The sequence below is a fragment of the Halpernia humi genome (genome assembly GCF_900108025.1).
GTDB classification, from domain to species: domain Bacteria; phylum Bacteroidota; class Bacteroidia; order Flavobacteriales; family Weeksellaceae; genus Halpernia; species Halpernia humi.
Genome location: NZ_FNUS01000001.1, coordinates 288,653 through 302,486 on the forward strand (window position 1 = coordinate 288,653; position 13,834 = coordinate 302,486).

A 13,834-nucleotide genomic window follows, 5' to 3' on the forward strand; every position below is an offset into this window, starting at 1 on the left:
TTTCTACTTTTTACGTTTCTTGTTTTTTTTCTTTTTTTCGGTGAGTTCATCCACAAAATTTCGCATCGCGGATTTCTTCTTTATCTTCTTTTTAATTTTTGGAACAACTGTCGTTTTAATTTCAAAATATTGATGCAAATCTTCGGCTGACAGTAGATTTAAGTCGAATAATTTGCTAACTAGTGCTGTTGGTTTATTATCAAAATAATCATTTAAGAAATGCTCAAGTTTATAATTTTGATAATTTACAAACGGAATGGCCACTGAATATTTAAAAATCCGGCCAATTTTTTCGATCGTTAAAAATTCTTTTTCTACTAAAATTTTCAGATAAGTTGAAACCGTGTTTGGATGCGGTTTTGGTTCTGGTAAGGCATCCATAACTTCGCGCATCAATGCAGAATCTAATTTCCATAGACATTGCATTATTTCTTCTTCAACAATTGTAAGATTGGTGATTTTCATTAAAAAAATTAATTAAAATATAGATAAAAAGCGGAAACAATTACTGCGATTATCCCGCCACTAAGAACTTCTTGCAAGGTATGTCTTTTTAATAAAATTCTCGTAATGCCGACCAAAATACTTATTAAAAACCAAACAATTCCCCAAACGAAATTTTCAGAAAAAAACAAGGCTGCCACGAATATATTTAAGGCTGTGTGCATCGAACTTTTAATCAATAAATTACTAATTTGCATCAATAAAATTAATATTAAAAGATAAAGTAGCACCAAATCCCAAGATTTATTTATAATATAATTAAACAATATATAGAAGGACAATGCAGCACTAATAAACAAATAAAGGGATTTTCTTTGCTTCCGGTCAGAAACATCACTGTCTGTATATTTTCCGCTTTTTACACGGCTAAAAATCCAAATGCAAACCGGTAAAATAAGAAAGATAAAAAGCCGTAAAAATTTTATAGCACTTTGCGAAAAATTCTCATATTTATTTTCTTTGTAGACAAAAAATACAAGGAGTGAGAATAATGGATTGAAAATTTGGGAGAGAAATTTAGACCATTTTAATATGCGATTATTAACTGTCATAAAATTTTCAAAATGATTTTTTCAAAAATATGATAAAAATCTGAATAGAAAAAAATTAATTAGTTGGCTTTGCTGCTAAAAAGAGAAAGTTTTTTATTATTTTTGCTGAATATTCCAAGTTTATATGAAAGAATTTTCGAAAGAAGTTTACCTTAAATGGTACGAAGAAATGACGATGTGGAGAAGGTTTGAAGACAAATGCCGCTCTCTTTATTTGAAACAAAAAATCCGTGGATTTTTACATTTATATAACGGTCAGGAAGCGATTCCGGCGGGTTTTACACACGCAATGGATTTGTCTAAAGATAGTATGATTACGGCTTACAGATGCCACATCCATCCAATGGCAATGGGCGTGGATCCAAAAAGAATAATGGCGGAATTGTGCGGAAAAGCAACCGGAACTTCTGGTGGAATGGGCGGTTCTATGCATATTTTTAGCAGAGAACACCGCTTTTATGGCGGCCACGGTATTGTAGGCGGCCAAATTCCTTTGGGAGCGGGGATTGCTTTTGCAGATAAATATTTTGAAACTGGCGGTGTAAATATCTGCTTTTTTGGTGATGGCGCGTCCCGACAAGGTTCTTTGCACGAAACTTTTAATATGGCAATGAACTGGAAATTACCAGTTGTTTTTGTGGTTGAAAATAACCAATATGCAATGGGAACTTCTGTAAATAGAACAGCGAATCATGAAGATATTTACAAATTAGGTTTGGGCTACGAAATGCCTTGTCTTCCTGTGGATGCAATGGATCCGGAAAAAGTAGCAGAAGCCGCGTACGAAGCCATTGAAAGAGCAAGAAGAGGCGACGGTCCTACTTTTATTGAAGCCAGAACTTACCGCTACCGTGGACATTCAATGTCTGATGCTGAGCCATATCGAACCAAAGAAGAAGTGGCAATGCATAAAAATGATGATCCAATAGAATTGGTTAAACAAAGAATTTTGGAGAATAATTGGGCGAGCCAAGAAGAATTAGACGGAATTGAAAATAAATCTCGAGATTTTGTAGATGAATGTGTAGAATTTATGGAAAATTCTCCTTATCCAACTCCAGATAAAGTTTACGAGTACGTTTATTCGCAAGAAAATTATCCTTTTGTAGATCAATTAGAAAATTAAAATAAATTTGAAATTGTGGTTAATGGTTTTTTCTAAATCAATCATCAATAATCACTTATCATTCATTAAAAAATATTATGGCTGAAGTAATTACAATGCCTCGACTGTCAGATACAATGTCTGAAGGGAAAGTGGCGAAATGGCATAAAAATGTAGGAGATTCTGTAAAAGAAGGCGATATTTTAGCCGAAATAGAAACCGATAAAGCCGTTCAGGATTTTGAATCTGAATATGATGGAACGCTTTTATACATTGGCGTTGAAGAAAATTCTGCAGCACCAGTAGATTCTGTTTTAGCAATTATTGGTAAAGAAGGCGAAGATATTTCCGCTTTAATTGGCGGTGCAACTTCTGAAAAATCTAACGAAAAAGAAAATACAGAAACTTCTAGTGAAGTTTCAGAAGAAAAATCGGTGCAAACTACTGAAGTACCAGCAGGCGTGGAAGTAATTAATATGCCTCGACTTTCTGATACCATGACTGAAGGAAAAGTTGCAAAATGGCACAAAAATGTTGGTGATAAAGTAAAAGAAGGCGACATTATCGCAGAAATTGAAACCGATAAAGCGGTGCAAGATTTTGAATCTGAATTTGACGGAACGCTTTTATATAGAAGCGTTGAAGAAAATGAAGGCGCACCAGTTGATACGGTTTTAGCGATTATTGGACCAGAAGGAACTGATGTTTCTGGAATAATTTCGGGCGGTTCTGCGCCAAAAATGAATGCTGAAAAACCAAAAGAAACTTCTGAAAATAAATCTGTAGAATCAAAAGTTGTTGCTGCTGAACAAACATCGCATCAAAATTCTACAGATCGAATTGCAATCTCTCCTTTAGCCAAAAAAATGGCGGAAGACAAAGGGATTGATATTCATTCTATAAAAGGAAGCGGCGACAACGGAAGAATCGTAAAAGCAGACATTGAAAATTACAAACCAACGGCTGTAATGGCGAGCGAAACGAAGCAAGTTGCCAGCGAAACGAAGCAATCTGTAGTTGCAATGCCAACAAATTTTGTAGCGGGAGAAACCACAGAAACGCCAAATTCTCAAGTGCGAAATATTATTGCAAAACGCTTGTCTGAAAGTAAATTTACGGCGCCGCATTATTATTTAATGGTGGAAATAAATATGGATAAAGCCATTGAAGCGCGAAAAGAGATTAATGCTTTGCCAGATACAAAAGTTTCCTTTAATGATATGGTTATTAAAGCAACGGCAATGGCACTTAGGAAACATCCACAAGTAAATTCTACTTGGAAAGCAGATAAAATTATCCATCACGGCGATATCAATGTTGGTGTTGCAGTGGCAATTCCCGACGGTTTGGTGGTTCCTGTGTTGAAAAATACAGATTTTATGAATTACACGCAGATTTCTGCGGCAGTAAAAGATATGGCGGGAAGAGCAAAATCTAAAGGTTTGAAAGCCAATGAAATGGAGGGTTCTACTTTTTCAGTTTCAAATCTTGGAATGTTTGGTATTGAAACATTTACTTCGATTATAAACCAACCAAATTCAGCGATTTTATCCGTTGGTGCAATTGTAGAAAAACCAATTGTGAAAAACGGACAAATTGTGGTAGGAAATACCATGAAATTATCGCTTGCCTGCGACCATAGAGTAGTAGATGGTGCAACTGGCGCACAATTTCTACAAACTTTAAGAACTTATTTAGAAAGCCCTTTGAGTTTGTTGTTGTAAGATAATTTATATTTAAAATAATAAAAGTCCTCTCAAATTTATATTTGAGAGGACTTTTATTTTTAATTTAAAGCTGAAGATGTATTTTCAGAAAATTGAATTAAACACAAAAATATTTCATAAAATCCATTTTTTTAAATTACAATTTTAGTTAAAAAAATCTGTTTTCATTAGAAAATGTGTAAGGTTTTAATTTAAAATTGATAAAAAAATATAAAAAACCAACTTTGTAACATTAGTTACCAAATATTCATATTAGTAGTAATAGGTTTGCAGAACAAATATTTGTTTAACCTTAATTAATTTAATATGAAAAACTTTGTAATACTTATGATCGTCGGAGTATCATTCCTTACGTCTTGTAAAACCGATGATGAGGTCGTACTTTTAAGCGACCAAGAAAAATCAGATCTACTTTTTTTAAGAGAAGAAGAAAAATTGGCTAGAGATGTTTATATTTTTTCTTACAATAAATATAACCAAAGCATATTTTCTAATATTGCTGACAGCGAGCAATCACATACGAACAGTGTTTTAAATTTGATAAACAAGTATAACCTTAGCGATCCTGTTGCTGATAATGCTATTGGTGTATTTTCTAATAGTGAATTACAAACACTTTATAATCAATTAATTGCTATATCTGATTCTTCGCTTAATAAAGCATTAGAAGTAGGTGCTAATATTGAAGATTTAGATATAAACGATATAAATAGATTAATAAGTCATACTTCAAATAGTGATCTGCAAAGTGTTTACAGTAATTTAACTTGCGGATCAAAAAATCACATGAGGAGTTTTGTAGGGCAATTGGGTTTATACACGCCTATTTACATAAGCCAATCGGAGTATGATTCTATTATCAATTCTCCAAATGAGCAATGCGGTAAATAAGAAACAAAAGTTATTTAAAAACATTTAAAATCCTCCCAAATTTATTTTTGGGAGGATTTTTACTTTAAATTATCACTTAATTTAAAATCAAATCCCTATTTTTGACCTTATGATAAAAGCAAAAAATATCCACAAATCTTATGGCAATTTAGAAGTCTTAAAAGGCGTAGAAGTTCACATAAAAGAAGGTGAAGTTATTTCCATTGTAGGCGAATCTGGCGCAGGAAAATCGACGCTTTTGCAGATTTTAGGTACCTTAGATTCACCTTCAAATGCTAAAAAATATGGCACAGAAATTACCATCGCAGGAGAATCTTTTATTAATATGAACGATAGGCAATTATCAAAATTCAGAAATGAAAAAATTGGATTTGTCTTTCAGTTTCACCAATTATTGCCAGAATTCACGGCTTTAGAAAATGTTTTGCTACCGACCAGAATTTCGGGTAAAAACGAAAAAGAATCTTTAGATAAAGCATTTGCATTATTTGATGATTTACGATTAACAGACCGTTTGCACCACAAACCAAACGAACTTTCTGGTGGTGAAGCCCAAAGAGTTGCCGTTGCAAGAGCCTTGATAAATTCCCCAAAAATAATTTTTGCCGATGAACCTTCTGGAAATTTAGATTCAAAAAATGCAGATGATTTGCACCAGTTATTTTTTGATTTGCGAGACAAATACAACCAAACTTTCGTGATTGTTACCCACAACCAAAAACTAGCCGAAATTACAGACAGAAAGTTGATTATGAAAGATGGTTTGATTGTGAATTAAATTTAATAGACAAAAGACGGATAGATAATAGATTAAAATCTTAAATATGATAATATAAATATGAAAATTTTCCTAATTTCTTTTTTGATTTTATTAAATTTTTGTGATCAGAAATCACAAAATAATTTTTCTTTTAGGGAAAAGAAAGAAGTTGCAATTCAGGAAATTAATAAAATTCCAAAAGAGAAAATTTCAGAAATGAAAAATTTTTTAAAAAATAAAAAGTACAATAAAGATTTGGTGATTTTTATAAATTTTAAAATTAATTCGGGTAAAAATAGATTTTTTTTATATGATTTAAAAGGCGATAAAATTTTAGAAGCTGGATTGGTCGCCCATGGAAGTGGTTCAGAAGTTGCGGGAAAAAGTGAATTGCAGTTTAGCAATATTGAAAATTCTTACCAATCTTCTTTGGGAAAATATGCTATTCAAAATAGTTACAATGGCACTTTTGGAAAAGCTTATAGATTGAAGGGTTTAGAAAAAAGTAATTCTAATGCCATGAAACGCAGTATAGTTTTGCACTCATATTCTTCTGTTCCAGATGCTGAATTGGAAACGCCGATTGTTAGAAGTTTAGGTTGTCCAATGTTGTCGCCTAATTTTTTTAAGACGATTTCAAAATATTTAGACCAATCTAAAAAGCCGATTATTATCGATGCATATTATTAAAGTAAAAAGTGACTATCTTTTTTACTTTTATATAATCATTAATAAATTATCAGTTATCATTTAAACTAAAAATATGTCCATTAAATTTCTTGCTGAAGACGATAGGCCAAGAGAAAAATTTCTCCTGAAAGGCAAAAGTGCGCTTTCAGATTCAGAATTATTGGCCATCATTATGAGCAGCGGAAGTCGCGAGGAATCTGCCGTGGAATTGGCGCGGAGAATTTTAGAAACAGTAGGGAATAATTGGCATAATTTGAGTTTATTAAATATTCAAGGTTTAATGAAATTTAAAGGAATTGGCGAGGCAAAAGCCATTTCAATTTGCGCCGCATTAGAAATCGGGCGTAGAAAAGCAGCGCAAGACGTACCAGAAAAACTAGAAATTTCTAATAGCAATGATGCTTTTAAAGTTTTTCATCCGCATTTAGCAGATCTTTTAAAGGAAGAATTTTGGATTATTTTTCTTAATCAAAGAAATAAAATTTTAGGAAAATCGCAATTATCAACAGGCGGAATTAATTTTTCTTTGGTAGATTTACGCATTCTTTTTAAGCAAGCGTTAGAATATTCTTGCTCTTCCATTATGATTGCGCACAACCATCCTTCCGGAAATTTAAAACCGTCTGACGCAGACATGAAAATAACGAAGCAAATTTCGGAGGCCGGAAAAATTCTAAATATTCAATTATTAGATCATTTAATTATTACACAAAGCAACTATTTTAGTTTTGCAGATGAAAATTTATTATGATTAAGGTACTGAAATACAGTGATATAGATTTTGTAAAATATACAGGAACTTTGCGAAATTCTGCTCAATATAAATATTCTGCAGAAAAAGATTTTTTAGATATCACTTCAGATAAAAATTGGGATTTATTGGTTTTTGGTAATTATGAAGCGGTTATGCCGTTGCCTTTTATAAAAAAAATGGGTTTGAAATTTATCGCAAACCCTAAACTTTGCCAGCAAATTGGTATTTTTTCTGAAGAAGATATTGTTGCTAGAAATGATGCTATTTTAGACTATTTTATTGCAAAATTCAACATTGCTTACTACGCTTTTAATGATACTAATTCTTTCACAAAACCCCTTTTAGAAAGGCGAAATTATCTTATTTTTCCTAATGATTATGAGAAAGTAAAGCAAAAATATTCTCCGAAAAGAAAAAGAAAATTGCGAATTGATGAAGAAGTGATGCGGCGCGCTCGATTTTCAGATTACGTAGAATTTGCAGAGGCGAAAAATTTTATAAGCAAATATTTTGTGGGTGCGGCAAAAGTAAAGGATGAAAAGGCATTTATTGATATTTTTGAACGTTTGGCTTTAACAAAAAATTTGGCGTTTTATGGTTTTTATCTTGATGATGAATTGATCAATTTAATTGCAATTTATATAGGCTCTCAAAGCGTTGCTCTTCTCGGTACTTTTAATAATAGAGAATTTATAAAAATAAGTGGTTCTTCTTATATTATAGATAAAGCAATTGAAGCCAACATTCAATCAAAAATATTTGATTTTGAAGGTAGTGAAGTTCCTTCAATAGAAGAGTTCTTCCGCGGTTTTCGCCCAGAATTGAGATCGTACAAAGTGATTAGAAATAGCAAAATAGATATTGTGAAAAATTTAATTTTAAGATGAAAAATTTATATTTTTTTATATTTTAGGTTTATTTTTATTCATATTTTCTTGCGTTTTTTTTGTAAATCGCCTGCGACTAGTATATTGTATGAAAGTCATTTTAGCACGAATTCATATTTTAAATTCAAACAAAGATTTATTAGTAAAACCTTCTGCTAAAAGATAAAATATCATTATTTTTGCACCTATGTTTTTCTCGATAGATTTTTCTAAATATTTTAGTTATGCTTTTGCGTTGATCTTGGCAATTCCATTTTTGATATTGCTTCGTCAATTTGTGTTTAATTATATTAATTTAAAAAATAAGGAAATTCAACTTTTAAGGTTAAAATCAAATTCAGAGCATAAATTGCAGGCTTACGAGAGAATGACTTTGTTTTTAGAGCGCTTGAAACCTGCCAATTTGGTTATGAAATTTGATAAAGATCTAAAACCAAATGAATTTATCTTTCTTACAGAAAAAAATATAAACGAAGAATTTGAATATAATGCGTCGCAGCAACTTTTTTTAAAACAAACCACCTGGAGTAATGTAGTTTCGGCAAAAACAAGTGTTATTCAGTTGCTTCATAAAACTTATGAAGAAATGGCAAATGTGAAAGATTTACAAGATTTTAAAACAGTTTTTCTAATGAAATATGTAGAAGACTCTGATTTTATTTCTGATATTATAAACGATATGCGCAGAGATATTGCGCTTTTAAATTAAACAAATAAAAAAAATGATTCCAAATTTTAAAGCCCATCCGTGGCACGGAATTTCAGCGGGCCAAAATGCACCAGAAGTGGTTCAAGTTTATGTAGAAATTGTGCCTTCAGATACCATAAAATACGAAGTTGACAAAGAAAGTGGTTACTTAAAAATCGATAGACCACAAAAATTTTCAAATATAATACCCGCATTATACGGTTTTATACCAAGAACATATTGTGATGAAGGTGTAAAGAAATTAGCCGTTGAAAGCGGTTCTGAAGATGTTTCTTCTGGCGATCATGATCCTTTAGATATTTTGGTATTGAGTTCGCACAACATTCATGCGGGGAATTTTTTAATGGATGCCATTCCGATTGGTGGCTTTAAAATGATTGATAAAGGTGAGGCAGATGATAAAATTGTGGCAGTGATGGTAGGCGATCAATCTTACGGGCATTTCCGCGATATTTCAGAATTACCAGCGGCGGAAATCAACCGATTGCAGCATTATTTTTTGACTTACAAAAATTTACCAACCGAAACTTCAAAATGTAGAATTGATTTGGTTTATGGTGCAGATCATGCTAGAGAAGTGGTTGTTGCTTCCCAGAAAGATTATGCAGCGAGATTTGGAGGGTAATTTTTTTAAAATTAAAATAGAGAAGCCAACTTTTTTTTGAAGTTGGCTTCTTTGTTATAAATATCTTTCCTGTTTTTGCGGTTAATAAATCAATCAAAATTCATCATCAAAAAGATCGTAAATAATTCAATAATTTCTTGCTTTTATTTTTTGAAGCCAATTGGTCGTTGTTCTTTTGGTAAAATAATGATGGCTAATTTTATATTTGAATAAAAAGAATCAATTGTTTTAATAATTTTTAAATTGCTTTTTTGCTTAAGTTTAAAGAATAGATTTAAAGATTTACTCAAAATATTTATCTTTTTTTATATAATAGATTTTGTTTGCTCGAAATTTTCTATATTTAGCACCAATTTAACAAAAACTTATTTAAACTATGAACTATTTATTTTACTTAGTACCAGTGTTTGGTATTATAGCTTTAATTTACACTTTTATCCAAAGCAATTGGGTTACAAAACAGGACGCTGGAGACGGAAAAATGAAGGAAATTAGCGGCTATATTGCAGACGGAGCAATGGCTTTTCTAAAATCTGAATACAAAGTATTAAGTTATTTCGTTGTAATTGTTGCTATTCTTTTGGGGATTATGGGGTATTCTAATGAAAACTCTAGTTGGACTATCGCTATTTCTTTTATTGTAGGCGGTGTGTTTTCTGCAACAGCAGGATTTATTGGGATGAAAATCGCTACAAAATCTAATGTTAGAACGGCGCAAGCTGCAAAAACATCTTTATCAAAAGCTTTAAAAGTTTCATTTACAGGAGGTAGTGTGATGGGACTTGGCGTAGCAGGTTTAGCAGTTTTGGGTTTAGGTTCGCTTTTTATAATTATTAAACAAATATTTGCGCCAGATGCTTTGGTAAGTTCTCACGAAATGGAAAAAACCATTGAGATTCTTACAGGGTTTTCTTTAGGTGCAGAATCTATCGCACTATTCGCGAGAGTTGGTGGCGGAATTTATACAAAAGCCGCCGATGTTGGCGCAGATTTAGTCGGAAAAGTTGAAGCGGGAATTCCTGAAGATGACCCAAGAAATCCTGCAACAATCGCAGATAACGTGGGAGATAATGTAGGAGATGTTGCCGGAATGGGCGCCGATTTATTCGGTTCTTATGTGGCGACAGTTTTAGCCACAATGGTTTTGGGACGTGAGACCGTTTCTGCTGATAATTTTGGTGGTTTTGCACCAATTTTATTACCAATGTTAATAGCCGGAACAGGTATTATTTTCTCAATTATTGGAACATTTTTCGTAAAGATATCCGAAAGTGTAGGTTTAAGTACACAAAAAGTTCAAAATGCATTAAATCTTGGAAACTGGGGAAGTATTGTTATTACTGCGTTTGCTTCTTTCTTTCTGGTAAATTATTTATTGCCAGATCATATGGAATTGCGTGGTCATGAGTTTTCTAAAATGGGTGTATTTGGCGCTATCATAGTTGGTTTAATCGTAGGAACTTTAATGAGTGTAATTACAGAATTTTATACCGCGATGGGCAAAAGACCTGTTCAAAGTATTGTTAATCAATCTTCAACTGGCCATGCTACAAATATTATTGGTGGTTTGGCAGTTGGTATGGAATCTACTTTTCTTCCAATCTTGGTTTTAGCAGGAGGAATTTTAGGTTCTTATTTTTTTGCAGGACTTTACGGCGTTGCAATTGCAGCAGCTGGAATGATGGCAACTACAGCAATGCAATTGGCCATTGATGCTTTTGGCCCTATTGCAGATAACGCTGGTGGAATTGCAGAAATGTGCGAACTTCCTGCAGAAGTGCGAGAAAGAACAGATATTTTAGATGCCGTTGGAAACACAACTGCAGCAACCGGAAAAGGTTTTGCTATTGCTTCCGCAGCATTAACTGCTTTGGCTTTATTCGCAGCTTTCGTCGGTATTGCAGGAATTGACAGTATTGATATTTATAGAGCGGATGTTTTAGCCGGATTATTTGTAGGTGCAATGATTCCATTTATATTTTCATCTTTGGCGATTAGAGCAGTTGGCGAAGCGGCGATGGCAATGGTAGAAGAAGTTCGTCGTCAGTTTAGAGATATTCCTGGTATTTTAGAAGGAACAGGAAAACCAGAATATGAAAAATGTGTAGCCATTTCTACAAACGCATCCATTAAAAAAATGCTTTTGCCTGGTGCAATTACGATTATTTCTCCAATTATTGTTGGTTTTGTTTTCGGCCCTGAAGTTTTAGGGGGATTTTTGGCAGGTGCAACTGTTAGTGGTGTTTTAATGGGAATTTTTCAAAATAATGCAGGTGGCGCTTGGGATAATGCGAAAAAATCTTTTGAGAAAGGAGCGGATATCAAAGGTGAAATCCATTACAAAGGTTCCGAGCCGCACAAGGCTTCTGTAACTGGTGATACTGTGGGAGATCCATTTAAAGATACTTCTGGTCCATCTATGAATATTTTAATTAAATTAATGTCTATCGTTTCTTTAGTAATCGCACCAACACTTCTAAAGGTTCACGGTGATTCTATCAAAAAAGAAAGACACGAAAAGATAGATAATTTACAGAAAATGGAAGCATCATACGCTTCGCCAGTTGCTTCAACCGAAAGCAACAACGATGAAAAATTAGGAAAACTAAACGCAGACGGAGATTTCGTTTACAATCTTGGTTCTATGATGGATTATAAACTTCCAAATAATGAAACCATAAATGTTGGCGAAAATAGTGAATTGGCAATGCTTGCAAAAGACATCGAGCAAAAAGATGAAAGCCTTTTAGATAAAACGCACTGGTTTACGATCCAAAATTTGTATTTTAAAACTGGTGAAAATACTTTGAAAGAAGGTTCCCAAGTTCAGTTGGAAAATCTTGCAAAAATAATGAAGGCCTACCCAACATTAAAATTAAAATTAGGCGGATATACAGATAATACAGGTTCTGATGACACCAATAAAACTTTATCAAATCTTCGTGCTTCTACCGCGAAATCAGAACTTATAAAATTGGGGATTTCTGAAGATAGAATTGAATCTGAAGGCTTTGGCTCACAGCACCCAGTTTGTGAAGCAAATGATACAGAAGAATGCCGAGCGCAAAACAGAAGAATTGATGTTCGTGTTTTGAGTTTATAAAATGGTATAGAAATATTTAAAAAAAGCCTTCTGATTTTTCAGAAGGCTTTTTTTTCTCACAATATTTAGCCTAATTTTTCCCAAATTTAGACTTAACGCTCCGTGCGTTTGCAGAAAAGTAAATACCAAATAAAAATGCTATTTAAGAACACTATATTTTAAATTAGATTTAAAATTAAAATAATCTACGCAATTCCTTTTTGAAAGATAAATTTAAAATCTTTGGTTTTGCTTTTTTTTATAAATGTAAGAAAATCCAAACGTTTATTGAAAAGTCTTCGTCACACTTGTTTTGTAATTTCTTAAAATAAAATCTAAAAGCGTTTCAATAATCTCGCCCATAGATTCGCATTTTTTCAATTTGTTATCTTGCAAAACAGCATAAATTTGATCTCTTAATTGAACCATTTTTTCATAAGGCGCAATCTTATCTTTTTTCATTATTTCAATTAATTTATTCAATCTTCTAGAGCCTACTAACATCCGTTTCGCCATCAAAGCGCGCTCTTCATGTTGGTATTGTTTGATAGAAGACTCGTTCAAATGTTCTGTCACAAACTTTACATACTCTAGATTTTCACGAAAAAATTGGGGTTTATACAGATTTATTTTCCCCTCATAACTTTGTTGGTCAAAATCTATACTGCGAATTCTATATTGCATTTGGTCAAAATCTGGTGTTAAAACAATGACAAAATTATAGGCTCGTTGGTCGCCTAATAATCGTAGGAAGCAGCGTTCATTAAACTTTACGAATTCTTTCGCCAGCCTTATTTTATTTGTGTTTTCATCTAAATAGCGTTCTAAAAAAACATCACCCGGAATGCCAGAAATATGTTCTTCTACCAAAGTATCTTCATAAACCAAAAAATTAATTCGGTTTGGAGATAGGATATATTCAATCTCCAAACCATAAATACGCGAGGCATCGGCTTTTTTGATGTAAAAATAATCGTGGTTATCGTTGTATTGGTTTTTTATTTTAATCCTAAACGGATGAGAATTTCCGAAAGTGCAATAATCCACACTATCAACAAATAAATGATCGGTGCCTTCATAATCTCCATCAGAACTCAAACGCGAATATATTTTCTTTAAATTAAGGTGAATTTCGCTCATTTCTTGCGGGCCATAAATCACACCTTGCCACAAAGTATCATTTTCGTCCTTATCCAAAATGGGATAATTATCGACATAGCGCAACAAATCATCATATACAACAGGCGATTTAAAGGCGCGTTCAAAACATTTTAGATACTCTAAAAGATCTTCATTTATCGGATAACTTGGTTTTCTTTTAGAAATTTTTATATCATTTTGAGATTCAATTTTCATATGTGATTATTTATCGTATTCAAAGGGCATGTTCAGACGCCTAAATTCATAATTTTTATTTGAAATTTGCAAATGACAATTTATTTAAAATAACAATTAAGTTTAAAAGTACAATTTAAAAAATAAAATTTTGAGAAACCACTTTTAAGTATTGAAATCCGTTTTCTTTCATTTATTATCTTGCTTTAAATAT

Annotated in this window: 13 protein-coding genes; 10 read left to right on the forward strand and 3 right to left on the reverse strand. The window is 32.6% G+C overall.

Annotated elements, in window-relative coordinates; translation table 11 throughout:
• Positions 1 to 3: 3 nt before the first annotated feature.
• Both C4S29_RS01370 and C4S29_RS14880 read right to left on the reverse strand, forming a co-directional pair.
• Positions 4 to 465: a BlaI/MecI/CopY family transcriptional regulator gene (locus C4S29_RS01370; protein ID WP_103912330.1), complete on the reverse strand. Its 462-nt coding sequence runs from the start codon at positions 463 to 465 to the stop codon at positions 4 to 6.
• Positions 466 to 473: 8 nt separating this feature from the next.
• Positions 474 to 668: a hypothetical protein gene (locus tag C4S29_RS14880; protein ID WP_233740460.1), complete on the reverse strand. Its 195-nt coding sequence runs from the start codon at positions 666 to 668 to the stop codon at positions 474 to 476.
• A gap of 511 nt (positions 669 to 1,179) precedes the next feature.
• Here C4S29_RS14880 and pdhA point away from each other — a divergent pair.
• The 10 genes from pdhA (at position 1,180) to C4S29_RS01425 (ending at position 12,306) form a co-directional block, all read left to right on the forward strand.
• Positions 1,180 to 2,181 (forward strand): pyruvate dehydrogenase (acetyl-transferring) E1 component subunit alpha, encoded by a 1,002-nt coding sequence (gene pdhA, locus C4S29_RS01380; protein ID WP_103912332.1) that lies wholly within the window; start codon positions 1,180 to 1,182, stop codon positions 2,179 to 2,181.
• Between the two features lie 77 nt (positions 2,182 to 2,258).
• Positions 2,259 to 3,884 carry a 2-oxo acid dehydrogenase subunit E2 gene (locus C4S29_RS01385; RefSeq protein ID WP_103912333.1) on the forward strand — a complete coding sequence of 542 codons (1,626 nt, stop codon included), beginning with the start codon at positions 2,259 to 2,261 and terminating at the stop codon, positions 3,882 to 3,884.
• Between the two features lie 309 nt (positions 3,885 to 4,193).
• Positions 4,194 to 4,778: a DUF2202 domain-containing protein gene (locus C4S29_RS01390; protein ID WP_221405501.1), complete on the forward strand. Its 585-nt coding sequence runs from the start codon at positions 4,194 to 4,196 to the stop codon at positions 4,776 to 4,778.
• A 109-nt stretch (positions 4,779 to 4,887) separates the two neighbouring features.
• The gene (locus tag C4S29_RS01395; protein WP_103912334.1) at positions 4,888 to 5,556 is read left to right on the forward strand and encodes an ABC transporter ATP-binding protein; all 669 of its coding nucleotides are present in this window, start codon (positions 4,888 to 4,890) and stop codon (positions 5,554 to 5,556) included.
• 84 nt (positions 5,557 to 5,640) lie between these two features.
• Positions 5,641 to 6,228: a murein L,D-transpeptidase catalytic domain-containing protein gene (locus C4S29_RS01400; protein ID WP_394338657.1), complete on the forward strand. Its 588-nt coding sequence runs from the start codon at positions 5,641 to 5,643 to the stop codon at positions 6,226 to 6,228.
• Positions 6,229 to 6,301: 73 nt separating this feature from the next.
• Positions 6,302 to 6,979, forward strand: coding sequence for a RadC family protein (gene radC, locus C4S29_RS01405; protein ID WP_103912336.1), 678 nt, complete (start codon positions 6,302 to 6,304; stop codon positions 6,977 to 6,979).
• Positions 6,976 to 7,869 (forward strand): hypothetical protein, encoded by an 894-nt coding sequence (locus C4S29_RS01410; protein ID WP_103912337.1) that lies wholly within the window; start codon positions 6,976 to 6,978, stop codon positions 7,867 to 7,869. Before radC ends, C4S29_RS01410 begins: the two co-directional genes overlap by 4 nt.
• Positions 7,870 to 8,056: 187 nt before the next feature.
• Positions 8,057 to 8,578 (forward strand): DUF7935 family protein, encoded by a 522-nt coding sequence (locus tag C4S29_RS01415; RefSeq protein ID WP_103912338.1) that lies wholly within the window; start codon positions 8,057 to 8,059, stop codon positions 8,576 to 8,578.
• A gap of 13 nt (positions 8,579 to 8,591) precedes the next feature.
• Complete coding sequence (locus C4S29_RS01420; protein WP_103912339.1) at positions 8,592 to 9,203, forward strand: inorganic pyrophosphatase; 612 nt, start codon at positions 8,592 to 8,594, stop codon at positions 9,201 to 9,203.
• A 376-nt stretch (positions 9,204 to 9,579) separates the two neighbouring features.
• A complete protein-coding gene (locus tag C4S29_RS01425; RefSeq protein WP_103912340.1) occupies positions 9,580 to 12,306 on the forward strand; it encodes a sodium-translocating pyrophosphatase in 2,727 nt (908 codons plus the stop codon).
• A 264-nt stretch (positions 12,307 to 12,570) separates the two neighbouring features.
• Here C4S29_RS01425 and C4S29_RS01430 read toward each other — a convergent pair whose 3' ends face one another.
• Positions 12,571 to 13,641, reverse strand: coding sequence for a hypothetical protein (locus tag C4S29_RS01430; protein ID WP_103912341.1), 1,071 nt, complete (start codon positions 13,639 to 13,641; stop codon positions 12,571 to 12,573).
• Between the last annotated feature and the right edge of the window lie 193 nt (positions 13,642 to 13,834).